The sequence below is a fragment of the Flavimobilis marinus genome (assembly GCF_900113055.1).
GTDB classification, from domain to species: domain Bacteria; phylum Actinomycetota; class Actinomycetes; order Actinomycetales; family Cellulomonadaceae; genus Flavimobilis; species Flavimobilis marinus.
Genome location: NZ_FONZ01000001.1, coordinates 237,561 through 264,220 on the forward strand (window position 1 = coordinate 237,561; position 26,660 = coordinate 264,220).

Consider the following 26,660-nt stretch of genomic DNA (forward strand, 5'->3'; position numbering starts at 1 on the left):
GAAGGCGGCGAGCAGGCATGACGCTCATCGACAGCGGGCGTACCGACGCGATGCGTGCGCGGCCGGGAACCGACGAGGTCCCGGGATCTGACGACGCCCTGGCGGCGTACCTGTTCGTGTACTTCGCGGGCGAGGACACCGACGACGGCGAGTCCATCCACCTCGCGGTCAGCCGCGGCAACGACGCGCTGCGCTGGGACGACCTCAACGGGGGGCGCCCGGTGCTCACCTCGGTCCACGGCACGCGCGGCCTGCGGGACCCGTTCATCCTGCGGTCGGCCGAGGGCGACCGGTTCTTCCTCATCGCGACCGACCTCAAGGTCTATCCGAGCGGATCGTTCGCCGCCCCCCAGGAGACGGGCTCGCGGCACCTCGAGATCTGGGAGTCGACCGACCTCGTCACCTGGTCGGACCAGCGCCACGTCGAGGTCTCGGGGCCGGAGGCCGGGAACACCTGGGCGCCCGAGGCGCACTACGACGCCGCGCGCGGCGAGTACCTCGTGTACTGGGCCTCGAACCTGTACGACGCCGGCGTCCCGGCAGCGGAGCGCGTGGCCACGGACTCGTACAACCGCATGCTCTGCGCGACGACGCGCGACTTCCGCACCTTCTCCACGCCTCAGGTCTGGGTCGACGTCCGGCGGGGCCCGGGCCTCGGCATGATCGACTCGACCGTGATCGAGCACGAGGGCGTCTACTACCGGGCGACGAAGGACGAGGCCACGATGCTGCCGCGGCTCGAGCGGAGCGTGGACCTGCGGGCGCAGGTCCACGGCGAGCTCCCCGACGCTGACGCCGCCACCGGCTGGGCGCTCGTCGCGCGCGACCTCGGGCTCGGCCAGGCCAACGGCGTGGGCGGGGCGTTCACGGCGGGCGAGGGGCCGACGATCTTCCGCGCGAACGACGGCGACGTCTCGACCGGCGGGCGCCCGGCCTGGTACCTGTTCGTCGACCAGCCGAGCTATCACGGAGGACGCGGGTACGTGCCGTTCGTGACCGACGACCTCGACTCGGGCGTCTGGACGAGCGTCGCGGACCGCGCGCAGCTCCCGGCCAGCCCGCGCCACGGCACGGTCCTGCCGATCACGGCAGGCGAGGCCGCGCGGGTGCGGGCTGCCCTCGGAGCGGAGGTGCCTGCGCGCAGCGCCGTCGACTGAGCGGTGCCGAGCGGATCCCGGCGTCCGCTTCTCGCCGTTACCAAACAGTTACCGCCGACGCTTCCTTCCTGTCCGTTGTTAGCGCTAACATCGGACCAGAGCGAGATCGACGAGGACCTCGCGCCGAGCCGCACCGGCGGCATCTCAAGGAGGAGACATGGCACGCAAGGCTTTCTCTCGCATGGCTGTCAGCACGCTCGCAGCGCTCTCGCTGGTGACGCTGGCCGCGTGTGGGAGCGACAGTGACCCCGCGAGCACGAGCGGCGGCGGAGGCGGGGGCGACGACCTCATCAAGGTCGGCTTCTCCCAGCTCGGCGCCGAGAGCGGATGGCGCACGGCGAACACCGAGTCCGTCAAGGCGAGCCTGACGAAGGAGAACGGCATCGACCTGACGTTCGTCGACGCCCAGCAGAAGCAGGAGAACCAGATCAAGGCCCTGCGCGACTTCGTCGACCAGGGCGTCGACGTCATCGCGTTCTCCCCGGTCATCGAGACCGGCTGGGACGAGGTCCTCCAGGACATCAAGGACGCCGAGATCCCCGTGGTGCTGGTCGACCGCACGGTCGAGACCACGGTCGAGGACCCGTTCGTCACCTGGATCGGCGCCGACTTCAAGCAGGAAGGCACCACGGCGGGCGAGTGGGTCAAGGAGAACCACCCCGACGCCAAGATCTTCGAGCTCCAGGGCACCATGGGCTCCGGCGCGCAGACCGACCGTCAGGAAGGCTTCCGCGAGGTCGTCGGCGCGAACGTGATAGGTGAGGCGTCGGGCAACTTCACCCGCGCCGAGGGCAAGACGGCCACGGAGGCCGCCCTGGCCGCCTACCCGGACATGGACCTGATCTTCGCGCACAACGACGACATGGGTCTGGGCGCGATCGAGGCCATCGAGGCCGCGGGCAAGAAGCCCGGCGAGGACATCAAGATCGTCACCGTCGACGGCGTGCGTGACGGCCTGCAGGCGCTGGTCGACAAGAAGTTCAACTTCGTCGTCGAGTGCAACCCCGTCTTCGGGGACCAGATCGTCGACCTCATCAAGAAGGTCGACGCCGGCGAGACCGTCGAGAAGGAGACCATCGTCGTCGACGAGGCCTTCGACCAGACCATCACGCAGGAGTTCGTGGACGCGCGTTCGTTCTGACGCCCTCCCGGCCCGGGCCCTCGCGGCCCGGGCCGGGTGCACGATCCACTCGGTCGCGCCCCCTCGTTGTCGGGGACGCTGACGACTCGTCCGCAGGAAGAAGGCAGCTATGGCCCCGACGACGGAGCCGACCGGTACGCCGGTCGTGCAGATGACGGGCATCACGATCCAGTTCCCGGGCGTCAAGGCGCTCGACGACGTCGACTTCCGGCTCTTCCCGGGCGAGGTCCACGCGCTCATGGGTGAGAACGGCGCCGGCAAGTCCACCCTCATCAAGGCACTGACCGGCGTCTACGCGATCGATGCCGGAGAGATCCGCGTCGCCGACCGCACGCACCGGTTCTCCGGGCCGGACGAGGCCCAGGCGGCTGGCATCTCGACCGTCTACCAAGAGGTCAACCTGTGCGCAAACCTCAGCGTCGCGGAGAACGTCATGCTCGGCCACGAGCCGCGCACCGGCCCGTTCATCAGCTGGCGCAAGATGCGCGCCCAGGCCGCCGAGTACCTCGCACGTCTGCACCTCGACATCGACCCGGCCAGCCTGCTGTCGGCCCACTCGATCGCGGTGCAGCAGCTGTGCGCCATCGCCCGCTCGACCGTCGTCGAGGCCAAGGTGCTCATCCTCGATGAGCCCACCTCGAGCCTGCAGAAGGCCGAGGTCGACGAGCTCTTCGAGGTGATCCGCGAGCTGCGGGAGCGCGGCGTCGCGATCCTCTTCGTGTCCCACTTCCTCGAGCAGGTCTACGAGATCTCCGACCGCATGACGATCCTGCGCAACGGACGCCTCGTGGCCGAGCACCGGACCGCAGACCTGCCCCGGCGCGAGCTCATCTCGCTCATGGTCGGGCGCGAGGGCGCCGAGCTCGACGCGATCGAGGACGGCGTGCAGTCCGCGCACCGCGAGCGCCCGGCCGACGTCGTGCCGGCGCTCGCCGCCGTCGGGCTCGGTCGTGACGGCTCCGTCGAGGCGTTCGACCTCGACGTCTACCCCGGAGAGATCGTCGGGCTCGCGGGACTCCTCGGCTCTGGCCGCACCGAGACCGTGCGCCTCCTGTGCGGCGCCGACCGCCCCGAGCGCGGGGAGCTGCGCCTCGCCGGCGAGACGGTAAAGATCTCCGACCCCCTCGACGCGCTGCACAAGCGCATCGCGTTCTCTTCCGAGGACCGCAAGAAGGAGGGCATCGTCGGTGACCTCACGGTCCGGGAGAACATCGCCCTCGCCATGCAGACCATGCGGGGCGTCTGGAAGCCGCTGCCGCGCAAGGAGCTCGACGAGGTCGTCGCGAAGTACATGACCGCGCTGAAGATCTCGCCCGCGGACCCCGGGATGCTCGTGAAGAACCTCTCTGGTGGCAACCAGCAGAAGGTCCTCCTGGCCCGGTGGCTCGCCACCGCGCCGCGGATCCTGATCCTCGACGAGCCCACGCGTGGCATCGACATCGGCGCCAAGGCCGACATCCAGAAGCTCGTCACCGACCTCGCCGCCGACGGCATGTCGGTGCTGTTCATCTCGTCGGAGTTCGACGAGGTCCTGCGCGTGAGCCAGCGCATCGACATCCTGCGCGACCGCCGTCTGGTGCGCACCATCGCCAACGGCCCCGAGGTCACGCAGGACACCCTGCTGGCCGCGATCGCCGCGAAGGGAGAGGTCGCATGAGCGACGTCCGCCGCGCCCCTGCCGTCCCGGCCTGGCGCAAGGTCACCCAGCACCGTCTGTTCTGGCCGGTCGTCGCGCTCGTCGTGCTGATCGTTGCCTGCGGTATCAAGAACCCCACGTTCCTGTCCGTCGAGATCCGCGACGGGCACCTGTTCGGCCAGCTGATCGACATCGCGCGCTTCAGCGCGACACCCCTCCTGCTCGCCCTCGGCATGGCGCTCGTGATCGCCACGGGAGGCATCGACCTGTCGGTCGGCGCGGTCATGGCGATCTCGCTCGCCGTGTCGTTGACCTACCTGGACGGCAACCCGAACGCCGACAGCGCGGGGACCGTGGTCGTCGCGGTGCTCCTCGGCATCGTCGTCGCTCTCGTGGCGGGTGCCTTCAACGGCTTCCTGGTGTCCGTGCTCGGCGTCCAACCGTTCATCGCGACCATGATCCTCATGGTCGCGGGCCGCGGCGTCGCCATGCTGATCACCCAGGGCCAGATCACCACCGTCACGAGCGCACCGTTCAAGTACCTCGGCTCCGGGTTCGTGCTGGGCATCCCCACCCCCGTCGTGATCGCCGCGGTGATGTTCGTCGCCGTCGCGATCCTCGTGCGACGCACCGCCCTCGGCATGCTGCTCGAGAGCATCGGCATCAACCGCGAGGCCAGCCGCCTCGCGGGCGTGCAGTCGCGCAACATCACCTGGTTCGTCTACGTCCTCGCCGGCATGCTCGCCGGGATCGCAGGAATCGTCTACGGCGCTCCGACCATGGCGGCCGACGCCAACAACATCGGCCTGATGAAGGAGATGGACGCCATCATGTGCGTCGTCCTCGGCGGGACGGCCCTCGCAGGTGGCAAGTTCTACCTGGGCGGCACCGTCGTCGGCGCCCTCATCCTGTCGACCATCGAGCGTGCCGTCGTGATCTTCCACATCCCCTCGCAGATCACGCCGCTGTTCAAGGCGGTCGTCATCATCGCGGTGTGCATCGCCCAGTCGCCGCGGCTGCGCGAGTACCTCAAGCCGCGACGACCACAACGTCCCCGCAGCATCGTCCCCGCGGCGCTCGCCGTGAAGGAGGCCGTCTGATGTCCGCGACCCTCACCGCGCCCCAGACCCCGCGGTCCGACGACGGGCGGCGTCGTCCGACGGCAGGCACGGCCCGCCGCACGCTCGCCCGGTTCCTGCGGCCCGAGCTGCTCCCGATCGCCGGCACGCTGCTGACCCTCGTGATCATGCTCGTGCTCGGCGAGTCCCGCTACGGCGGGGAGCGTGGCTTCGTCTCCGTGAAGCTGTTCTCCAACCTGCTGCAGGACAACGCCTACCTGCTCGTGCTCGCGATCGGCATGACCTTCGTGATCATCACGGGCGGGATCGACCTGTCGGTCGGTGCCGTCGTCGCCCTCGTGGGGCTCGTGATTGCCACGCTCCTGCCGGCCGGTGTGCCCCTTCCGCTGGTGCTGGTCATCAGCGTCCTGATCGGGTCGACCTTCGGTCTCCTCATCGGCGTGCTCGTGCAGTACTTCGCGATCCAACCGTTCATCGCGTCGCTCGCGGCGATGTTCCTGGCCCGCGGCCTCGCGAACGTCGTCAGCGTGCAGTCGCTCGCGATCACCGACGAGGGCTTCTCGTCCATGGCGTCGTGGAGCCTCAAGTTCGGCGAGGGGCGTGACATCTCCAAGATCAACCTGTCGATGATCATCGCGGTCGCCGTGCTCGCCCTCGCGTTCTACCTGCTGCACTACACCCGGTTCGGCCGCACGGTGTACGGGCTCGGTGTCGGGGACGACGGCAACGCGGTCGAGCTGATGGGTCTGCGCGCAGGCCGCACGCGACTGTGGGTCTACGTCATCTCCGGGACGTGCGCGGGTATCGCCGGCATCCTGTTCGCCTTCTACACGAAGTCCGGCTACAACCTCACGGGCATCGGGATGGAGCTCGACGCGATCGCCGCCGTCGTGATCGGCGGGACCATCCTCACCGGCGGTGCCGGCTACGTGCTGGGGACCGGGGTCGGGGTCGTCGTGTACGGCCTCATCCAGGTCCTGATCGCCCGCGAGGGCCTCGACTCCTGGTGGACGAAGGTGTTCATCGGCGTCGTGCTGCTCGCGTTCGTGATCCTCCAGCGCGCCATCGCGGCACGCAAGAAGAAGTAGGTCGTCCGCGGACCGCCCTCCGGGGCGGTCCGCCTCGGCGCAGGATCCACCCTGCCGCCCGTCCCCGCGGTCCCACCGCCCCTCCCGTCGACCGCACCTCCGCTCGACCGAACCTCCGCTCGACCGCGTGACCTGGACACGGACGTCCGGGCCCCCTGCACGCGGGTCTTCGCCGCTCCTGGCCCGAGCGCGCCTTCGCGCTGCCCGGGCACCCGACGATGAGGAGACCGACCGTGACTTCCCGGACCAGATCCGCGCTCGCGACCACCACGGTCGCGGCGCTCGTGGCCAGCCTGATGGCAGCCACCTCCGCGACCGCCGCGCCACCCACCAGCGTCCTGCCTGGCGAGCCTGTGCCCGCAGCCGCGCCCGTCGGGGTCATCCCCGACGGCGCGTGGGTGGACGACTTCGACGGCACCGGCCTGGACGCCGCGTGGCGCACCGTGAACCCTGCGGGCGACTCCGTCACCGTGGCCGACGGCGCGCTGCGCATCGCCTCCCAGGCGGGGGACACGTGGCAGACGTCGAACACCGCCAAGAACCTGCTCATGCTCGACGTCCCCGACGCCGACTTCACGGCCGTCGCCGCCGTCGACGCTCCCGCGACCCTGGACTTCCAGGGCGCGGGACTCATCGCGTGGCAGGACATGGACAACTACGTGCGCACCGGGCTCTCGCACGTCGGCTTCACGACCGCCGAGCCGCACGGCTTCGACGACCCGATCGTCGTCGAGAACGGCGTGGAGACGGCGGGGGCGTTCGCCTCGACGTTCACCTCCCGGCCGGGCTCGACGTCGGAGATCCTGCAGCTGCAGCGCACCGGCGACGTCCTCACCAGCAGCTACTGGCGCGACGGCGCGTGGGAGCAGGCAGCCCAGGTCACGCTCGCGTTCCCGGTGACGCAGGTCGGCGTGTACGCGCTCGCGTCCCAGGACGGCACCAGCCACACGGCGTCCTTCGACTACGTCGCGCTCGCGGCCGACGACGGCGCTGACGTCGTCCCGGAGGGCACCTTCACCCTGCGGGGCGAGGGCGACGCCCGCTACCTCACCGCGAGCGAGGACGGGCACCTCGGCCTGGCCGCCGAGCGGCCCAGCGGAACCCTGACCCTCGAGGCACGGGCGCTCGGCGACGGGGCGCTCGCCCTGTGGTCCGGCGAGCACCCGGTGGTCGTGGCCGACGGTGTCCTGGCCTTCGGTGCGGCAGACGCTGCCCCGGTGCCGCTGCGGCTCACCGACGCCGGGGGCGGCACGCTCGTGCTGCGCACGGCCGACGGCGGGGCTCACGTCGGCCTGGTCGACGGGGTCCTGACCCTCGGGGCGCAGGACGACGCCGTCCGTCTCACGGTCGAGCAGGTCACCGTCCGCGACGGCTCGAAGATCGAGATCGACGGGGACGCGACGAGCATCGAGACCTCGGACGAGCTGTACGGGATCTTCTACGAGGACATCAACTACGCGGCCGACGGCGGCCTGTACGCCGAGCTCGTCCGCAACCGGTCCTTCGAGTTCGCTCCGGCGGACAACGCCTCGTTCACGGGCCTGACCGCCTGGCAGGTGCTCGCGCGCGGCGACGGCGCGGGCAGCACCGGTGTGGTCGTCGACGACGACGACCGGCTCAACGAGATGAACCGCAACTACCTGCGTCTCGACGCGACCGGTGCGGGCGGCGGACTCCGCAACGCCGGGTACAACGCGGGCGTCGCGCTCGCCGACGGCGAGAAGTACGACTTCACCGTGTGGGCGCGCACGACGACGGCCCAGACCCTCACCGTCGCGCTCGAGGACGCGGCTGGCGACCGCACGTTCGCGACCGGCACGGTCGAGGTCGACGGCTCGGACCAGTGGCAGCAGCACGCGGTCACGCTGACGGCCACCGGGTCGACCGACGCCGCGCGCCTCGTGGTGCTCGCCGGCGCAGCCAGCACGGTGCGCCTGGACATGGTGTCGCTGTTCCCCCAGGACACCTGGGTGGGACCGGTCAACGGCAAGTCCGTGCTCCGCAAGGACCTCGCGGAGAAGATCGTCGACCTGGAGCCGCGGTTCCTGCGCTTCCCGGGTGGCTGCGTGACGAACGTCGGCACCTTCGACACCTACGCCGAGTCCGGCTACACCGACCGGCAGCGGACGTACCAGTGGAAGGAGACCATCGGGCCGGTCGAGGAGCGACCGACCAACTGGAACTTCTGGGGCTACAACCAGTCCTACGGCATCGGCTACCTCGAGTACTTCCTGCTCGCCGAGGACCTCGGCGCGATCCCGCTCCCGGTGGTCTCCGTGGGTGCTAACGGTTGCGGCTCGACCATCCCCGAGCTCACCGACCCCGCGGGGATCGAGCGCTGGGTGCAGGACACGGTCGACCTCGTCGAGTTCGCGATCGGCGACACCAGCACCGAGTGGGGCGCCGTGCGCGCCGAGCTCGGCCACCCCGAGCCCTTCGACCTGCGCTACCTCGGCCTCGGCAACGAGGAGAACACGGCGACGTTCGAGGCGAACTTCCCGGCGTTCCGTGACGCGGTCGAGGCGCGGTTCCCGCAGATCGAGATCATCTCCAACTCCGGCCCCGACGACGCGGGCACCCGGTTCGACGAGCTCTGGGACTTCAACCGCGCGCAGGACGTGGACATGGTCGACGAGCACTACTACAACGATCCGTCGTGGTTCCTCGCGAACACCGAGCGCTACGACTCCTACGACCGCAGCGGTCCCGCGGTGTTCCTCGGCGAGTACGCCTCCCGCGGGAACACGCTGTGGAACGCGCTGTCCGAGGCCGCGTACATGACCGGCCTGGAGCGCAACTCCGACGTCGTGCGGCTCGCCTCGTACGCGCCGCTGCTCTCGAACGAGGACTATGTGCAGTGGTCCCCGGACGCGATCTGGTTCGACAACGACGAGTCGTGGGTGACCCCGAACTACCACGTGCAGCAGATGTTCGCGGCGAACCATGGCGACGAGGTGGTGCCGAGCACCTACGCCGGACCCGTGGTCACGCCCGACCCGCTCAAGGGTGGCGTCTTCCTGTCGACGTGGGCGACGAGTGCCGCCTACGACAACGTGCGCGTGACCGACAACGCGACCGGTGACGTGCTGTTCTCCGACGACTTCGCCGACGCGTCGCAGTGGGCGAGCCAGGCGGGCAGCTGGGCCGTGACCGACGGCGAGTACCGCCAGACGTCCACGTCCGTGACGGACGCCCGGAGCATCATCACGGACGCGTACGCCCGGGACTGGGAGAGCTACACGCTCGAGCTCGACGCCCGCAAGCTCGCCGGCTCCGAGGGCTTCCTCGTCGGGTTCGCCGCCGAGGGCGCCAACGACTACTTCTGGTGGAACCTCGGCGGCTGGAACAACTCCCGCACGGTGCTGCAGAAGGCCGACGGTGGTTCCGCGGGTGAGGTCAAGGCGGTCGAGGGTCACACGATCGAGACCGGTCAGACCTACCGCCTCAAGGTCGTCGTCGAGGGCCGCGACATCCAGCTCTTCATCGACGGTGAGCTGCAGATGGAGTACACCGACGCGGTGCCGACGCTCGACACCTACCAGGTGGTCACGCGCGACACCGACACCGGTGAGCTCGTCGTCAAGGTGGTCAACACCTCCGGCGAGACCCGCCGCACCCAGGTGACCGTGTCCGACGTCGGCGTCCTGCCGACCGGAACCGTGACCGAGCTCGCGGGCCGGCCCGGCGACGCGAACTCGAAGGGTGCACCGGACACGGTGGAGCCGGTCACGCGTGAGGTCGACGGCCTGTCCGAGGACTTCCTCTGGGACTTCGCGCCGTACTCGGTGACGTTCCTGCGGATGCAGACCGCGGACGCCGTGGCTCCGACGGTCGACGCGGTCGAGCTGAGCGGGACGCCCGTGCGCGGGTGGCGGGCTGGTCCCGTCACGGTCTCCGCGACGGCGTCGGACGACCGCGAGGTCGCCGCGCTGGAGACCCGGCTCGACGGCGGGGAGTGGGTCCGTGCGTCGGCGGCCTCCGCGCAGGTGACGGTGGACGGGCACGGCTCGCACACGGTCGAGGTCCGCGCCACGGACGCGGCCGGCAACGTCTCAGCGACCCGGCCGGTGACCTTCCTGATCGACGCGAAGGCGCCGGTCACGAACGCGGTGCTCTCCGACCGCACGGTGGCGCTGCGCGGCGCTGACGACGACGCCGGCATGGGCCACGTCGAGCACCGCGTCTCCGGTACCGCGGCATGGACGCGGTACGCGGGTCCGGTGGCGCTGGGACCCGACGCCGTCACGCTCGAGTTCCGCGGCGTCGACGCGGTCGGCAACGTCGAGACGGTCAACGCGCTCGAGGTGCCGGCGGCGGGTGTGGTGCTGCGGGGGTCGTCGACGGCGGCGGTGGTTGCGCCGTCGAGCGTGGTGTTCGGCAAGACGAAGGCGTCGGTGCGGGTGCGGGTGTCGGGTCGTGGCGGTGTGCCGTCGGGTTCGGTGCGTGTGCTGGACGGCTCGACGCTGCTGGCGACGGGCACCTTGCGGGCCGGGAGCGTGCAGGTCGCGTTGCCGCGCAAGGCGTTGGAGGTGGGTCGGCACCGGTTGTCGGTCGTGTACTCCGGTGATGCGGTGTTCTCCGGGTCGCAGGACGCGGTGAGCGTGAAGGTGACGAAGGCGCCGTCGAAGGTGAAGGCGAAGGTCTCACCCAAGAAGGTCACCACGCGCTCGAAGGCGCGGGTGTCGGTGGCGGTGTCCTCGCACGGTGCCAAGGCCGGGAAGGTGACGGTCAAGGTCACCAAGAAGGTGCGGGGCAAGACCAAGACCTACGTCACGAAGAAGGCTGTGGTCTCGGCCAACGGCAAGGCCACGGTGCGGTTGCCGCGGCTGAAGCAGGGCCGGTACACGGTGCGCGTGTCCTACGCGGGCAGCGAGTCCGCGGCCAAGGCCACCACCACCACACGGCTCACCGTCCGTCGGTAGCCGCTCTGGGGGCGGGCCTGCAGGCCCGCCCCCTCCCTCTCGCCCGTGCTTCAGCGCCAGGGCAGCTCGACTCACGAAGGAGTGACATGAGAGCACGACACAGCACGACCGGGCGGTCCTGGGCCGCCCGACTGACGGTGGCCGCGGTCGCCGTCGCCGGTCTGGGCCTGGCGCCCACGGCCCAGGCGGCCCCCGCCGCCGACGAGCCCGACGTCGACCTGATCGCCTGGTACAAGCTCGACGAGATCTCCGGCACGGTTGCGACCGACGCGTCCGGCAACGAGCGGCACGGCACCGTCGACGGCGCCGCGACCTGGAACGCCGGAGACGGCTTCCGCTTCAGCGGCGGAGCGACGGGCTCCGGCAACGCGATCGCGCTGCCGGACGACCTGCTCGCGGGCGCCGACGACGTCACGATCGACTTCGACGTCCGCGTGGACCCCGCGCTCAGCGGCAACTGGTTCATCTTCAACCTCGGCAACGACGCCGTGTACCCGGACGGCACGGGCTACCTGTTCGTCACCGGCACCGACTCGAGCTCGCGCCTGCGCGCCACGATCGCCGACGCCGGCTACGCGAGCGAGCAGAGCATCGCCCGTGCGGGCGGCCTCGACCGCAGCGTCTGGAAGCACGTCACGTACGTCGTCGACGGCGGCACCCCGGCCGAGCCCGGCTCGGCCCAGCTGTACGAGGACGGCGTCCTCGTCGCCTCGACCGACGCCCTGACGATCTCTCCCGCGGACCTCGGCGAGCCGGACGGCTCGACCACGAAGAACTTCCTGGGCCGCTCGGCGTACCCCGACAACTCGTTCCAGGGCGAGATCCGCGACTTCCGGATCTACGACGGCCTGCTCGACGCCGCCGACGCCGCAGACCGGGCGGAGCCCACCGTGGCACCGGCCGTCGCGGCGGACGCCGCGGCGCTCGACCTGGGCGACCTCTCCGCCGTCGCGACCGACCTGTCCCTGCCGGTGCGCGGGGAGAACGGTGCCCGCATCGCGTGGGCGTCGTCGGCCCCGGACGTCATCAGCGCCGCAGGGAAGGTGACGCTGGGCGCCGCCCCCGTCACCGTCGACCTGACGGCGACGCTCACCATGGGCGTGGCGACCGAGACCCGCAGGTTCACGGCGACCACGGTGCCCGGCGCGTCGGACGAGGACATGGTCGAAGCCGCGGCTGCTGCGCTGAACGTCCCGAACCTCGACGACGTGCGCGGCAACCTCACGCTCCCGGCGACGAGCCTCGGCGCGGACGTCGCATGGACGTCGTCGGCGCCAGGCGTCATCACCGCGACGGGCGAGGTCACCCGCCCGGGCGCCGGCGCCGACGCGGTCGACGTCGAGCTCGTCGCCACGGTCACCCGCGGCGCGGCGACGACGACGCGGACGTTCGCCGCGCGCGTCGTCCCGGCCCCGACGGCCGAGGCGACGACCGCCTACTTCTTCCCGTACTTCACCGGGGAGCAGGCCGGCGGCGAGAAGATCTTCTTCGGCGCCAGCCAGGGGAACGACGCCCTGCACTGGGACGAGCTCAACGACGGTCAGGCCGTCCTGACCTCCTCCTACGGTGAGAAGGGCCTGCGCGACCCGTTCATCATCCGCTCGCCCGAGGGTGACAAGTTCTTCCTGATCGCGACCGACCTGCAGATCGCGGCCGGCGGCAACTTCACCCAGGCGCAGCAGACCGGCAGCCTCCACCTCGAGATCTGGGAGTCCACCGACCTGGTGACCTGGTCCGACCAGCGGCACGTCAAGGTCTCCTCGGACTACGCCGGCAACACCTGGGCGCCCGAGGCGCACTGGGACGAGGCCTCCGGCAGCTACCTCGTGTACTGGGCGTCCAACCTCTACGACTCCACCGAGACGGCCGGTCGCAACGCGCTGACCAACTACAACCGCATGATGGTCGTCTCGACCCGCGACTTCGTGACCTTCACGGAGCCGCAGACGTGGATCGACGTCAAGCGCGCCAACGGGCGAGGGATGATCGACTCGACCGTGATCGAGGACGACGGCACGTACTACCGCCTCACCAAGGACGAGGCGTCCATGACGATCCGACAGGAGAGGTCGACCGACCTCACCGCACGCGTCTCCGGGTCCCTGCCGACGACGACGTCCGCACCGGGCTGGCAGCTCATCCGGGAGCGCGTCGGCGTGGGCGAGCCGAACGGCTGGGGCGGCACCTTCACCAACGGCGAGGGACCGACGGTCTTCAAGGCGAACGAAGGCGACGTGAACACCGGCGGTGCGGAGACCTGGTTCCTCTTCCAGGACCAGCCGAGCTACCACGGCGGTCAGGGCTACGTCCCGTTCTCCTCCAACGACCTCGACTCCGGCGTCTGGACGAGCGTGGCGGAGCAGGCTGACCTGCCGCTCAGCCCGCGCCACGGCACGGTGCTGCCGATCACGCAGCGCGAGTACGAGCGGCTCCTGGCGTCCTACCAGCCCGACCTGCTCGCGAAGTCCGTGGCCGACGCCGCGGTCTCCACCCGGCAGGGCGTCGCGCCCGAGCTGCCGGCGACCGTGGCAGTGACGTACGCGGACGGCTCCACGCGGGACGTCCCCGTGACGTGGCCGGCGGTGGACCCGGCCGACTACGCGGGTCCGGGCACCTTCACGGTCACCGCGCGGCCCGTCGCCGGCTCGCCCCTCGAGGCGACGGTCACGGTCACGGTCACCGACGCGGCGGACCCCGTCGTCGTGCTCACGACGACGACGTCCGCTCCGACGAGCGGGTGGTTCACCCGGACGCCCGTCACGGTCCGCGTAGCGGCGTCGGACGACTCAGGCGTGGCCTCGGTCGAGCTCTCGGTCGACGGCGGCCCCTGGCAGACCGCCGCGGCGGCCACGGCGACCGTCGACGTCGCCGGACAGGGCCCGCACGAGGTCCGCGCTCGCGCGACCGACGTGACCGGCAACCGGTCGGCCGTGGTGACGCTCGAGCTGCAGACCGACTCGGAGGCGCCGGTCACGCGCGCCGACGTCGCTGCGCGGACCGTCACGGTCCGTTCGGCCGACGAGTGGTCGGGTGTCGCGCGGGTCGAGGTCCGCCTGGGCTCCGGCTCGTGGGCGCGGTACGTGGGACCGGTGACGGTGCCGGCCGCCGAGACGGTGGTCCAGTACCGCGGAGTGGACGTCGCGGGGAACACCGAGGTCACCAACAGCGTGACGGTGCCGGCGGCGGGTGTGGTGCTGCGGGGGTCGTCGACGGCGGCGGTGGTTGCGCCGTCGAGCGTGGTGTTCGGTAAGACGAAGGCGTCGGTGCGGGTGCGGGTGTCGGGTCGTGGCGGTGTGCCGTCGGGTTCGGTGCGTGTGCTGGACGGCTCGACGCTGCTGGCGACGGGCACCTTGCGGGCCGGGAGCGTGCAGGTCGCGTTGCCGCGCCGCGCGTTGGAGGTGGGTCGGCACCGGTTGTCGGTCGTGTACTCCGGTGACGCGGTGTTCTCCGGGTCGCAGGACGCGGTGTCGGTGAAGGTGACGAAGGCGCCGTCGAAGGTGAAGGCGAAGGTCTCGCCCAAGAAGATCACCACCCGTTCGAAGGCGCGGGTGTCGGTGTCGGTGTCCTCGCACGGGGCCAAGGCCGGGAAGGTGACGGTCAAGGTCACCAAGAAGGTGCGCGGCAAGACCAAGACCTACGTCACAAAGAAGGCTGTGGTCTCGGCGAAGGGCAAGGCCTCGGTGCGGTTGCCGCGGTTGAAGCAGGGCACGTACACGGTGCGGGTGACCTACGCCGGGAGCGAGTCCGCGGCCAAGGCCACCACCACCACACGGCTCGTCGTGCGCCGCTAAGGACCGGCCGGCCCTCCGGGGTCGGCCCCGAGCTCGGGTGCGGGACGCCATGGATCGGCGGACCGCACCCGGAGCCGTCCGGGATCGAGGGGTTGCGGACGGTGATGACGGTGCGGGAGTGGAGACCCGCACCGAGACGGCCCTGGGTCCGGTGGCTGGCGAAGCGCCGGGCCCGGGGCCGTTCCCACTAGGGTCGGGCCATGCGTACCGCCCTGGCCGACTACCTGCGCTACCTCGTCGCGCTGCTGCTCGGCTTCGGGGTCGTGAACGCAGCGATCAACGGGGTGCTGCCCGGCGGCGCGATCGTCGACATCGTGATCGGATGGCTGCGGATCGTCGGGTGGTTCGCGCTCGCCGGGCTGCTCGGGCACCTGGTGCCGACCTGGCTGCGCGGCGTCAGCGTCACGCGGTCCTCGCTCCTGATGCTGCCCGCGATGGTCGTGGTACTCGCGCTCATGGACCTCTCTGCCGGCTGGGAGGCCGTCCAGGCCAACGTCATCCTGGGGATGCTGCTGCTCACCCCGGTGATCGTGATCGCGCACGTCCTGCGCCTCGTCGTGCCGCCGCTCCGCCCGCACGTCGACGGCAAGCCGGTCCGCTACGCGATGTCCGGCGCCGGCGAGCCCGGACGCTCCTGAGAGTCGGAGTCACGCAGACTACCCGCCCCGACGCGCCCATCCCGTCCTCACCCCTTGCCGAGATCGCTACATTGACTGCGAGCTCGGCACTTTGAAGTCGCGAACTCGCGTGAAAGTCGCGAAGTCGCGAACCTGCGGGCCGGCTTTTCGGCGCTATGGCCGCGACGCGAAGCGCTCCAGCAGCTCCGAGTGGCCGGAGACCACCAGCAGGTCGTTCGCGGAGATGCGCGTGGTCGGCGTCGCGTAGATGAAGTCCTCGCCCGGGGGCTTCACGCCGATCACGGTGACGCCGTAGCGCTCCCGGATCTTCGACTGCTCGATCGTGAAGCCCTGGGTCTCGCGCGGCGGGCGCATCTTGACCACGGTGAAGCCGTCCTCGACCTCGAAGTAGTCCATGAGACGCCCGGAGACGAGGTGCGCGACCCGGTTGCCGGCGTCGGCCTCGGGGAACACCACGTGGTGGGCGCCGATGCGCTGCAGGATGCGGCCGTGCTCGGCGGAGACCGCCTTGGCCCAGATCTGCGGGACGCCGAGGTCCACGAGGTTCCCCGTGACGAGCACGGAGGCCTCGAGGAAGGACCCGACGCCGACGACGACGACGGGGTAGTCACGGATACCGAGCTGCTCGAGCGCGTCGGGGTTCGTGGCGTCGGCCTCGACCACGGGCACGCGGCCGGCCCACTGCGCGACGAGGTCAGGCGACTTCTCCGCAGCGAGGACGTCGTGGCCCAGGCGGGCGAGCGTCATGGCGATCGAGGACCCGAACCGGCCCAGGCCGATCACGAGCACCCCGGCGTCGCCGGAGATCTCCTTCTTGTCAGCCAATGATCGGCCTCTCCTCGGCTTGCCGGATCACCCGGCGGCGGTCGCGCAGCGCGAGTGCTGCGGCAAAGGTCATCGTGCCTGTCCGGCCGATGAACATCAACGCGGACAGCAGGTACTTGCCGCTCTCTGGGAGGTCGGGGGTCACGCCGGTGGACAGTCCGACGGTGGCGAACGCGGAGATCGTCTCGAAGAGGACGACGTCGAGCGACCACCCGGTCAGCTCGAGCAGGATCAGGCAGGAGACCAGGACGGCGCTCGCGCCGACGAACGAGACGGCGACGGCGAGCCGGAGGGTGTCGCGGGGGATGCGCCGCCCGAACGCGTCCATGTCCCGGTCACCCCGGGCCTCGGCGACGATCGCCAGGAGCATGACGGCGAGGGTGGTGACCTTGATGCCGCCGGCGGTCGACGCCGAGCCACCACCGACGAACATCAGGGCGTCCATGATCAGCCAGCTGGACTCGTGCATGCCGCCCACGTCGACCGTGCTGAACCCGCCGGACCGTGGCATCACGCCGGCGAAGAGCGAGGCGAGGAGCTTGTCGGCCACGGGCAGGGCGCCGAGCGTGCGCTCGTTGCGCCACTCGATGAGCCCGTACAGCACGGAGCCGACGACGACGAGCGCCAGCGACGTGACGATCGTGAGCTTGGCGTGCAGGCTCCACCGACGGGGCGTGCGGTAGCGCCGCGCGACGTTGAGGATCACGGGGAAGCCGAGGGAGCCGACGAACACGCCGAGGACGATCGGCATGGTGAGCAGCCAGTCGCCCACGTGCGGGGCGAGGCCTTCGGGCGTCGGGATGAAGCCGGCGTTGTTGAACGCGGAGATCGCATAGAACACGGCGTGCCACGCGGCCTCCCCGACGGTCTCGTTGAGCACGAGGAACCGCGGGAAAAGCATGAGGACGATCGCGGCCTCGAGGATGATCGACGTCAGGACGACGACGCGGACGAGCGAGCCAACCTCGCCCAACTTGGTGGTCTTGGTCTCGGAGGCCGTCAGGAGCTTCTGGGTGAGCCCGATCCGGCGGGAGACGGCGAGCCCGAGGATCGAGGCGAGCGTCATGACGCCGAACCCGCCCACCTGGATGCCGACAAGGATCACGACCTGTCCGAACCCGGACCAGTAGCTGCCCGTCGGCACCGTGGTCAGGCCGGTGACGCACACGGCGGACGTCGCGGTGAACAGCGCGTCGGCGAACGGGGCGCGCTGTCCCGAGGCGGTGGCCATCGGCGTGCTCAGCAGGCCGGAGAACACGGCGATCACGGCGGCGAAGGTGACCAGGGCGAGGCGCGCGGGGGAGTGGCGGGCGAGCCTGTCGATGAGCTCGCGCCCCGCCCAGAAGGGCGCCGTGAGCTTTCCGGCCACCGATGCTCCTCGCGCTGGGTGCTCACCCCGCACGCGCTGCGGGGCGTCGGCGCACGTCGCGCCGTGCCCACTCTGCCACGCAGCAGCCCTCGGGCGCGGGATAGCGTGGCCCCATGGCGGCACTCGCGCACGTGGTCTGGTCCCCGGCTCTGCTGGACTACGACTTCGGCGCGGGTCACCCCATGGCCCCGACCCGCCTGCAGCTGACGGTCCGGCTGGCGCGTGACCTGGGCCTGCTGAGCCTCCCGGGCGTCGAGGTGGTCGACGTGCTGCCGGCGCCCGACGACGTCCTGACGGCCGTGCACGAGGCCGCCTACGTCGCCGCGGTGCACGAGGCGTCCGACCACGGCCACGCGGACCGGCACCGTGGCCTCGGCACGGAGGACGACCCGGTCTTCGCCGGGATGCACGACGCCGCGGCGCGCATCGCCGCCGGGTCCCGGGACGCAGCGCTGGCGGTCTGGCGCGGTGAGGCCGCCCACGGCGTGAACATCGCCGGCGGGATGCACCACGCGATGCCGGGGGCGGCGGCAGGGTTCTGCATCTACAACGACGCCGCGGTCGCCATCCAGGCGCTGCTCGACGAGGGCGCCGAGCGGGTCGCCTACGTGGACCTAGACGCCCACCACGGCGACGGCGTCGAGCGTGCGTTCTGGGACGACCCGCGGGTGCTCACGGTGTCGGTCCACCAGAGCCCGGCCACGCTGTTCCCCGGCACCGGCTACCCGACGGACACGGGCGGCGCCCCGGGGTCCGCCGTGAACCTCGCGCTGCCGCCGCGGACGGGGAGCGCCGCGTGGCTGCGCGCGGTGGACGCCGTCGTGCCCGAGGCGCTGCGGGCGTTCGCCCCGCAGATCCTCGTGACGCAGCACGGGTGCGACGCGCACGGCACCGACCCGCTCTCGGACCTGCGCGTCGGGGTGGCCGCGCAGCGCGTCGCGGCCGGATGGCTGCACGACCTCGCGCACGAGCTGTGCGAGGGACGCTGGACCGCGCTCGGCGGCGGGGGCTACTCCGTCATCGACGTCGTGCCCCTGGTCTGGGCGAACCTGCTCGCGATCGCGGCCCACGCGGACCTGCCCCTCGACACCCCGGTGCCTGTCGCGTGGCGGGAGATGGTGGAGCGCGACTTCGCGATGCGGGCGCCGACGACGATGGACGGCGGGGACGACGCCGTCGCCTTCGTGCCGTGGACCGCGGGCTACGACCCGGCCGACGACGTGGACCGCGCCGTGCAGGCGACGCGCGCCGCAGCATTTCCCCACCTGGGCGTGCACATCGAGTGACAAGACGTGCTTCCCTCCGGATGCGCGCAGGCTCTAGAGTGTCCCCACACGCCCGCCCGGTCCGTCGGTGCGACGTGGGTGCTCGGCGCGCGAGTCTGGTGCGGCGAGCATCCCGTGCGGCGCTCGTGACAAGGAGTGGATGCATGGCCGACGACGCTGCGAGGCCCCGGTTCCTCACGGTTGCCGAGGTCGCCGACGAGATGCGCGTCTCGCGCATGACCGTCTACCGCCTCGTGCACGCCGGCGAGCTGCCCGCGATCCGCGTGGGCAAGTCCTTCCGCGTCCCCGACGAGGCGCTGCGGCAGTATCTCGAGGCGTCCGTCACCTCCACGGACCGTCTGACGTCCTGACGCCACGACGGCGGTCCTGACCCCGTTCGCTGCCGTGTCGCGGGCATGTGCTCGCAGCAGGTAGGCTAGTGAACGGACTTTCCCGAGCGCGGTTGCCTCCCGGCGTGCCGCGCAAGCTATCCGATCGACATTGCGAGGACCCGTGGGCTCCGTTATCAAGAAGCGCCGCAAGCGTATGGCGAAGAAGAAGCACCGCAAGCTGCTTCGTAAGACGCGCCACCAGCGTCGTAACAAGAAGTAAGGACGCCCCGGCGCCCTCATGCGCAGAGCCCTCGTTCCCTCGGGACGGGGGCTCTTGCTGCGCCCAGCCGCGGCGCCGCGCGTCGTCCGGCACCGGGTGGTCGACGCCCACGTCGACGACGTGTGGGCGCGCGTCGGGAACCTGCGCGAGCACGAGCGGCTGATCCCGCTCACCACGATGGCCGCGCCGGGCCGGCCCGTGCGTGCGGGGGACCGCGTCGTCGCGGTGTCCGCGCGGCTCGTGGTCGACCGCATGACGGTGCTGTCCGTGCGGGAAGGGCCCGGTGGCGCACGCTGGGCCGAGCTCGAGAAGACGGGGCCGCTGCTGGGCGGCCGGGCGCACGTCGTCGTGCGCCCCTGGGGGCCCGACCAGACGCTCGTGGTGTGGGGCGAGGACGTGACGTTCACGCCGACGTCGGGCACGGTGGTGGGGAGGCTGGTCGACGCGGTCCAGGACCGCGTCCTGGCGGCGATGTGCGACCTCGCGCTGGCCCGCCTGGCCCGCCTGGTGCGGGCGTGACCTGTGGCATGCTCTGACCTAGCTGGCGTTCCCGCGCCGGTCGCACGTCGTACGAGGTGGGGGACCTGAAGGTGTCTACAACGATGCAGGACGTCGCCAAGCGAGCCGGCGTCTCCATCAAGACTGTCTCGAACGTGGTCAACGGCTACCCGTACATCCGCGACACGACCCGGGAGCGCGTCCTCGCCGCGATCGAGGAGCTCGACTACCAGATGAACGTCGCGGCGCGGAACCTGCGCTCGGGACGGACCGGGATGATCGGCCTCGCCGTGCCCGAGCTGAGCCTGCCGTACTTCGCCGAGCTCGCCGACTCGGTGATCAGCGCCGCGGAGGCCGTCGGGCTTACGGTGCTCATCGAGCAGACCGGCGCGGACCGCGACCGCGAGCTCGAGGTGCTCGCGAACAAGCGCCGCCACCTCACGGACGGCCTGATCTTCTCCCCGCTCGCGCTCGGCCCGGAGGACCTGCCGGCGTTCGACGTCGACTACCCGATGGTGCTGCTGGGCGAGCGGATCTTCGGCTCCTCGGCCGACCACGTGACCATGGCGAACGTCGCCGCGGCGAAGGCGGCCACCGAGCACCTGCTGTCCCGGGGGCGCAGGCGGATCGCGCTCGTGGGCGCGCACGAGGGCGAGCAGGTCGGCTCCGCGCGGCTGCGCACCGAAGGCTACCTGGAGGCGCTGCGCGAGGCCGGGATCGAGCCGGACCCGGCCCTGATCGCCGAGGCCGGCCTGTGGCACCGCTCGACGGGCGCCGAGGCCATGGCGGCCCTGCTGGACTCGGGCACGCAGATCGACGCGGTGTTCGCGCTCAACGACGCCCTCGCGCTCGGCGCCCTGCACACCCTGCACGCGCGGCGGATCGACGTGCCGAGCCAGATCGCCGTGATCGGTTTCGACGACATCGACGAGGCGCGGTACGCCTTCCCGCCGCTGACCTCCGTGCACCCGGGGCGCGACGAGATCGCGGCCAGCGCCGTGCGGCTCCTGCAGGAGCGCATCGAGAACCGCGGTGCGGCCAAGCCGCCCGTGTCCGTCGTCGCCGACTTCGAGATCACGGAGCGCGACTCCACGCGGGTATGACCAGCCGCACCGAGGTCGCCGTCGCGCGAGGTCGGGCTCGCCGCCATGGTGGTTGGGTTCGTGCTCGCGGTTCGCAACGACCGCCGCGGCAAGAAGTAGGCCGCGATTCGCGTCAGTGTGTGTCGAGGGCCGGCTCGTCCGCAGGCTCCAGCGTCGCGTCGAGCCGCGGCCCGACCAGCGTGAGCGCGAGGAACAGCGGGCCGGAGAAGCCGAGCAGCGGCACGAGCCACGGGAGCTGCCACGTGCCGACGAGAAACGCCCCGAGCACCAGCACGACGCCGATGGTCGTGCCCAGCCACGCGAACGGCGCCACGAACACGAAGCGCCACGTCGCCCACACGCCCTCGCGCACCCGCGTCCCGAGCGCCGCGAGGTAGATCAGCGCCACCCCGGCGATCGTCACGACGACCACGAACGGCAGCAGCAGCGCGGAGCCGAACGCGTCACCGGCCTGGGCCGCCACGCGGAACACCTGGAGGTCGACGACGGCGAGCGCGCCCAGGACCCAGAACGGCACCCCGAGCAGGTTGCTGCGCCAGAAGTCCTCGCGGTAGTGCGCGACGAACGTCCGCACGAGGGTCTCGCTGGGCGTCCCCCGCCGCAGGGCGTCGAGCAGCGCGGCACCGGCACGCAGCGCGGGGAACAGCCCCAGCACGACACCACCGACGACGGTGCCGAGCACGATCAGCAGGTTGAGGCCGACGAGCTGCGCGGGGTAGCGCAGGATCGCCATGAGGCGGCTGGCCCAGCCCGTGTTCTCCGCGTCCATCAGACCTCCCGGTCGCCTCCGCGGAGCACGCCGCTCACGCCCGCACGATCGACGGTATAGCCCGTGAACGTGAGCACGTCGCGGCCGTCCGCGTCCCGCCCGGGCACGACGACGACGTCGCCGAACGCGCGCAGGTCGCCGTCGGCGCTGGTCCACGGCGCGGCGTGCCGGATCGGGCCGGTGGGCCCGGCGTCGGCGGCGAGCCGCAGGTCGAGCACGTCCCACGTGCCCGCGAGACGCGTGTCCGGGCCCGTGGGGCGCCCGGACACGAGGTCCTCGCCGCGGTAGGGGAGCGGGGCCACGGCCGGCCAGCCGGAGGCAGTCCACACCAGACGCCGGAGCTGCGCGTGGTGCTGGTGCGGGTCGTCGGCCTCGCGCACGTGGTGCACGAGGAGGTCGACGCCGTCGAGGTCGAGCGCGACGCCGTCGGGTCCTTCGCTGGCGGCCAGGCGCAGGACGGAGGCGTGCCCCGGGGCGATCAACGGGGGCTCGCCCGGGAGAGCGTGGCCCTCGAGGATCGACGTGCCGACCCGCTGGGGCGGGCTGTCGACGTCGGTCAGGTCGCGGCCGTCACGGTCCAGGTACGGCCCCGCCGGGTGCTCGGCCACGCCGACCCGCACGTGGTAGGCGTTGAACAGCGAGTCGTAGCTGAGGAACATCCAGTACTGCGGGCCGCTGGTGCTGCTGTCGCGGCGGACGACGTAGGCGCCCTCGACCGCGCCCTCCACGGAGCGGTTCCGGCGCGCGACGCACACGCCGAGGTCGCCGTCGTCGGCGGCCAGCCCCGTGGCCGGGTCGAGACGGAGCGCGTAGATGCCCGAGAAGAACGAGCCGTACACGAGCCACGGCGCGCCGTCAGGCTCGCGCACCACGGCAGCGTCGATCGCGTTCTGCGTCTGCTCGCCTGCGCGGGTGCGGACCACGAGCGGGCCCGCCGTCCACGGCCCGCGCGGGTCTGGGGCTGTGGCTAGCCCGATCGCCGAGGTGTTCGAGCCGAACGTCGACGCCGAGTAGTACATGTGCCAGGTGCGCTCGTCCCAGCGGACGACCTCCGGCGCCCAGAGGCCCGGCGCGCCGGACCACGCGTGTGCCTCGGCGGGGACGCCGTCGAGCGCGGTGCCGGCCCACACCCAGGTGACGAGGTCCCGCGAGGTCCGCAGGTGCGCGCCCGCCGGAGGCGTGCCCCCCGCGAAGGCGTCGGTCGAGAACATGACGTACGTGCCGTCGTCGGCCCGGACGACGGTCGGGTCGTGCGCGTGGTGCGCGCCCCACGTCGTCGGGTCCGCCGGGGCGGTGGGCTCGGGTGAGCCCACCGCCCCGGCCGCGTCGAGCGCCACGGTCAGCCCTTGGAGCCGGTGAGGGCGATCGACTCGATGATCTGGCGCTGGAAGATCAGGAAGATGATCAGCACCGGCAGTAGCGCCACGAACGACGCGGCCATGATCAGCGGGTAGTCGGTCTGCGTCGCGTAGGTCGCGTTGAAGCTCGCGATCACGAGCTGCAGGGTCTGCTTCTCGGGGGAGTTCAGGTAGATGATCGGCGCGAGGTAGTCGTTCCACACCGCCATGAACCACAGGATGAACTGCGCGGCGATCGCGGGCCGGATCAGCGGCAGGATCATCCGCCAAAAGATCGTCAGATAGCTCGCGCCGTCGATCTTCGCGGCCTCGATCATGGTGTCCGGAACCGAAGTCAGGTATTGCCGCAGGAAGAAGATCATCATGATGTTCCCGAACAGCCCGGGAACGATCAGGGGAAGCAGGGTGTCGACCCAGCCCCAGCCGGCGAACATCATGAACTGCGGGATCATCAGCGTCGGGAACGGGATCATCAGCCCGCCCAGCAGCGTGAGGAACAGCGCGTTCTTCATCGGCACGCGCATCTTGGCGAACGCGAACGCCGCGAGCGTCGAGAAGAGGGAGCCGACGATCGTCACCGTCAGCGCGACGATCAGGGAGTTCTTGATGCCCGACAGCAGGGGCCCCGCGGTCCAGATCCGCACGTAGGTGTCCCAGACGAACGGGTCCGGGATCCACTGCGGCGGCAGCGAGAACACGCCGGCCTTGGTCTTGAGCGACGTCGACAGCGTCCACAGCAGGGGCGCGATCATGATGATGGAGAACAGCGACAGCACGGCCAGGGTGGCGGCGTTGCCGATCTTGTACTGCGTCTTGGATCCCAGCTGGGAGAACTTGCTGGCGCCGCGGTTGCGGCGCCCCCCGCGGGGCAGACGCATGGGAGGCATGGCCGGGGTGGTCCCCAGCGAGCGGCCGTTGATCGTGTTCGTCATGGGTAGGTCCTCACTCGACCGAGAACGTGCTGCGGGCGTTGCGCCGGAACTGGATGGCGGTGACCACGAAGACGAGCAGGCCGAGCACGATCGACATCGCCGACGCGTAGCCCATGTCGCGGTAGTTGAACGCGGTGCGCCAGATGTGCCAGACGATCGTGGCTGAGCTGTACTCGGGACCGCCGGTCGGCGTCATGATGTTGATCTCGATGAACACCTGCGAGCCACCGATGATCGACGTGACCACCAGGAAGAAGGTCACGGGGCGCACCATGGGCAGCGTGATCGAGCGGAAGCGCTGGAAGGCGTTCGCGCCGTCGAGCGCAGCCGCCTCGTAGAGGGATGCCGGCACCGACTGGATCGCCGCCAGGTACAGGAGCATCGAGTATCCGAGCCCCTTCCACACGGTCATCATGATGATCGCTGGCTTGACCGTGTCCTTGTCGGCGAGCCAGTTGGGACCCTGGATGCCGACCAGGTCGAGCGCCTGGTTGATCAGACCGAAGTCACCGTTGAAGGCCCACTGCCACATGATCGCGATCGCGGCGAGCGAGGAGATCACCGGCACGTAGTAGACGGTCCGGAAGAACGTGGTCCCGCGCATCTTGCGGTTGAGCGCGAGCGCCAAGACGAGCGACAGGATCAGCCCGATCGGGATCCCCAGCATGAGGAAGACCGTGTTGAACATGGCCGTGTGGACGCGCTCGTCGCCCGCCATCTTCACGTAGTTGTCGAAGCCGGTGAAGCGCATCGGGCCGAGGCCGTTCCACTTCGTCATCGAGGCATAGAGCGAGAACAGCAGCGGGTAGAGCGTGAACGTCAGGAAGCCGATGATCGGCACGCCGACGAACAGCAGGCCGACCCGGCGCTCGCGGGCGTGCAGCTTGGACTTGCGCGGGCGCAGCGGCGGGCTGGGCTGCTCGACCGCGGTGGCGCCGGGGAACGGCGCGGCGATGGGGGCGGAGGCGGCGTCCGTGGGGGCGTCGTCGGCCACGGGTACGTGAGCCATCACGTCTCTCCCTTGTCTGGAGGTGGCGGAGGGAACGGTGGGCCCGTTGCCGGGCCCACCGCGACGATCGGGTCAGCTACCCGCGTTCTGCGAGGCGGCGATGGCCTCGTCCAGCAGCACCTGCATCTTGGGCTGCACCTCCTTGACGTACTCCGCGGCCGTCTGGTCGCCGTCGAGCACGGGCTGGATGTTGACGAAGAACTCGTCGTACCACTGCGCCGAGTAGGTGTTGTTGGCGGGCAGGGCGCGGCCGTAGTCGCGCGCGACGTCCAGGAACTCCTGCTTGTTGGCCGGCTTGGACTCGGTGTCGGCGACCCACTCGTCCGCCATGTCGATGAGGTTCGGGATCTGGACGCCGGCGTCGACGAGCGTCTGCTGCGCGTCCACGTTGGCGACCAGGTACTCGACGAGCTCGACGGCCTCGTCGGGGTGCTTGGTGGAGTTCGACGCCGCGATGCCGAGGGTGCCGATCCACGTGGCGGGGGTGCCCGCGTCGGACGGGTAGGGGATCAGGTCCCACTCGAAGTCGAGTTCGTTGTACGTCGAGACGTCCCACGGGCCGACCGGGAAGAAGCCGATCTCGCCCTGCATCCAACGCTGGTAGGTGTCGAGGGTCTGGGCCTGCTCGACCGACGGCGTCGTGCCGTGGACGTTCTGCAGGTCCGCGAACCACTGGAGGGCCTCGGCAAACTCCGGGGTGTCGACCGTGACGGTGTCCTGGGCCTCGTTGATCCAGTCGCCGCCGTTGCCCCACACGAAGGCCTGCAGGTTCCAGGTCACGTTGAGCCCGGTGCCCCACTGGTCCAGCTCGCCGTCACCGTCGGTGTCCTGCGTGAGCTCCTTGGCGACCTGGACGAACTCGTCGAGCGTGTACGGGGTGTCGACGTCGGGAAGCTCGATGCCGGCCTCCTCGAACATCGTCTTGTTGTAGCCGAACGAGAACGGGCCGATGTCCTTGGGCAGCGCGTAGATCGCGCCCTCGCCCTGGACGGAGCCGTCGAAGCGGTAGGAGTCGACGCCGTACTCCCAGATGTTGTCGAGGTCGATCACGTCAGAGCCCTCGACCTTCTCGGTGAGGTCCATGACGACGCCCGAGGTGGCGAGCGACTGCACCTGCCCGGGCTCGACGTAGAAGACGTCGGGGATCTGGCGGCCCGTGATCGCGGCCTGCAGCTTGGTGGCGTACTCGTCCGCGGTCGTGACGATCATGTTGACCTTGACGCCCTCGTTGGCGGCCTCGAACTGCTTGATCGCCTCGGTGTAGGCGGCCTTCTCGTCCTCCCCGCCGCGGAACATGAAGGTGAGCTGCTTGCTGCCGTCGGCGTTCGTGCCGTCGTCCGAGCCTGAACCTCCGCACGCGGTGAGCGCGAGGCTCAGCGTCAGTGCAGCGGCGGTCGCGGTGAGGGCGGACCTGGTTCGTGACTTCATCATCACGGTTCCTCTCATATCCCTGGGACAGGTGGAGGTC

General features: G+C 70.7%; 20 protein-coding genes. 13 read left to right on the forward strand and 7 right to left on the reverse strand.

What is annotated here, in order from left to right; all coding sequences use genetic code 11:
* The first annotated feature begins 17 nt into the window (after positions 1–17).
* From BMZ30_RS01110 to BMZ30_RS01145, 8 genes are all read left to right on the forward strand, one after another.
* On the forward strand, positions 18–1,157 hold the full coding sequence (locus tag BMZ30_RS01110; RefSeq protein WP_177191240.1) for a glycoside hydrolase family 43 protein: 1,140 nt from the start codon (positions 18–20) through the stop codon (positions 1,155–1,157).
* A 157-nt stretch (positions 1,158–1,314) separates the two neighbouring features.
* Positions 1,315–2,298, forward strand: a complete 984-nt coding sequence (locus BMZ30_RS01115) for an ABC transporter substrate-binding protein (RefSeq protein WP_093374283.1) — start codon at positions 1,315–1,317, stop codon at positions 2,296–2,298.
* Between the two features lie 109 nt (positions 2,299–2,407).
* Positions 2,408–3,955 carry a sugar ABC transporter ATP-binding protein gene (locus tag BMZ30_RS01120; protein WP_093374285.1) on the forward strand — a complete coding sequence of 516 codons (1,548 nt, stop codon included), beginning with the start codon at positions 2,408–2,410 and terminating at the stop codon, positions 3,953–3,955.
* Entirely contained in the window at positions 3,952–5,034 is a 1,083-nt protein-coding gene (locus BMZ30_RS01125; RefSeq protein WP_093374287.1) for an ABC transporter permease, read from the forward strand. The genes BMZ30_RS01120 and BMZ30_RS01125 overlap by 4 nt, the downstream gene beginning before the upstream one ends.
* Positions 5,034–6,101 carry an ABC transporter permease subunit gene (locus BMZ30_RS01130; protein ID WP_093374289.1) on the forward strand — a complete coding sequence of 356 codons (1,068 nt, stop codon included), beginning with the start codon at positions 5,034–5,036 and terminating at the stop codon, positions 6,099–6,101. The genes BMZ30_RS01125 and BMZ30_RS01130 overlap by 1 nt, the downstream gene beginning before the upstream one ends.
* 233 nt (positions 6,102–6,334) lie before the next feature.
* Positions 6,335–11,023, forward strand: a complete 4,689-nt coding sequence (locus BMZ30_RS01135) for an alpha-L-arabinofuranosidase C-terminal domain-containing protein (protein WP_143073095.1) — start codon at positions 6,335–6,337, stop codon at positions 11,021–11,023.
* An 86-nt stretch (positions 11,024–11,109) separates the two neighbouring features.
* Entirely contained in the window at positions 11,110–14,814 is a 3,705-nt protein-coding gene (locus tag BMZ30_RS01140) for an immunoglobulin-like domain-containing protein (RefSeq protein ID WP_093374293.1), read from the forward strand.
* Positions 14,815–15,014: 200 nt separating this feature from the next.
* A complete protein-coding gene (locus tag BMZ30_RS01145; RefSeq protein ID WP_093374295.1) occupies positions 15,015–15,452 on the forward strand; it encodes a hypothetical protein in 438 nt (145 codons plus the stop codon).
* Between the two features lie 153 nt (positions 15,453–15,605).
* Here BMZ30_RS01145 and BMZ30_RS01150 read toward each other — a convergent pair whose 3' ends face one another.
* Together BMZ30_RS01150 and BMZ30_RS01155 are read right to left on the reverse strand one after the other, a co-directional pair.
* Entirely contained in the window at positions 15,606–16,277 is a 672-nt protein-coding gene (locus BMZ30_RS01150; RefSeq protein WP_093374297.1) for a potassium channel family protein, read from the reverse strand.
* Positions 16,270–17,646, reverse strand: a complete 1,377-nt coding sequence (locus BMZ30_RS01155) for a TrkH family potassium uptake protein (RefSeq protein ID WP_093374299.1) — start codon at positions 17,644–17,646, stop codon at positions 16,270–16,272. Before BMZ30_RS01155 ends, BMZ30_RS01150 begins: the two co-directional genes overlap by 8 nt.
* Positions 17,647–17,759: 113 nt before the next feature.
* On the opposite strand from BMZ30_RS01155, the gene BMZ30_RS01160 reads away from it, so the two are divergent.
* The 5 genes from BMZ30_RS01160 to BMZ30_RS01180 all read left to right on the forward strand — a co-directional run bounded on the left by BMZ30_RS01160 (position 17,760) and on the right by BMZ30_RS01180 (position 21,124).
* The gene (locus BMZ30_RS01160; protein ID WP_093374301.1) at positions 17,760–18,932 is read left to right on the forward strand and encodes an acetoin utilization protein AcuC; all 1,173 of its coding nucleotides are present in this window, start codon (positions 17,760–17,762) and stop codon (positions 18,930–18,932) included.
* Between the two features lie 143 nt (positions 18,933–19,075).
* Positions 19,076–19,282, forward strand: coding sequence for a helix-turn-helix domain-containing protein (locus tag BMZ30_RS01165; protein ID WP_093374303.1), 207 nt, complete (start codon positions 19,076–19,078; stop codon positions 19,280–19,282).
* Positions 19,283–19,424: 142 nt separating this feature from the next.
* Positions 19,425–19,523, forward strand: a complete 99-nt coding sequence (locus BMZ30_RS01170) for a 30S ribosomal protein bS22 (protein ID WP_003792170.1) — start codon at positions 19,425–19,427, stop codon at positions 19,521–19,523.
* Positions 19,524–19,541: 18 nt separating this feature from the next.
* Positions 19,542–20,042, forward strand: coding sequence for an SRPBCC family protein (locus BMZ30_RS01175; RefSeq protein WP_143073096.1), 501 nt, complete (start codon positions 19,542–19,544; stop codon positions 20,040–20,042).
* Between the two features lie 71 nt (positions 20,043–20,113).
* Entirely contained in the window at positions 20,114–21,124 is a 1,011-nt protein-coding gene (locus BMZ30_RS01180; RefSeq protein ID WP_229828351.1) for a LacI family DNA-binding transcriptional regulator, read from the forward strand.
* Positions 21,125–21,236: 112 nt separating this feature from the next.
* On the opposite strand, the gene BMZ30_RS01185 is transcribed toward BMZ30_RS01180, so the two are convergent.
* The 5 genes from BMZ30_RS01185 to BMZ30_RS01205 all read right to left on the reverse strand — a co-directional run bounded on the left by BMZ30_RS01185 (position 21,237) and on the right by BMZ30_RS01205 (position 26,623).
* A complete protein-coding gene (locus tag BMZ30_RS01185) occupies positions 21,237–21,893 on the reverse strand; it encodes a YesL family protein (protein WP_093374308.1) in 657 nt (218 codons plus the stop codon).
* Positions 21,893–23,230: an arabinan endo-1,5-alpha-L-arabinosidase gene (locus BMZ30_RS01190; protein WP_093374310.1), complete on the reverse strand. Its 1,338-nt coding sequence runs from the start codon at positions 23,228–23,230 to the stop codon at positions 21,893–21,895. Before BMZ30_RS01190 ends, BMZ30_RS01185 begins: the two co-directional genes overlap by 1 nt.
* Before the next feature lie 2 nt (positions 23,231–23,232).
* Positions 23,233–24,183, reverse strand: a complete 951-nt coding sequence (locus tag BMZ30_RS01195) for a carbohydrate ABC transporter permease (protein WP_229828349.1) — start codon at positions 24,181–24,183, stop codon at positions 23,233–23,235.
* Positions 24,184–24,193: 10 nt separating this feature from the next.
* Positions 24,194–25,192, reverse strand: a complete 999-nt coding sequence (locus tag BMZ30_RS01200; RefSeq protein WP_093374313.1) for a carbohydrate ABC transporter permease — start codon at positions 25,190–25,192, stop codon at positions 24,194–24,196.
* 72 nt (positions 25,193–25,264) lie between these two features.
* Positions 25,265–26,623: an ABC transporter substrate-binding protein gene (locus BMZ30_RS01205; RefSeq protein ID WP_093374315.1), complete on the reverse strand. Its 1,359-nt coding sequence runs from the start codon at positions 26,621–26,623 to the stop codon at positions 25,265–25,267.
* Positions 26,624–26,660 lie beyond the last annotated feature (37 nt).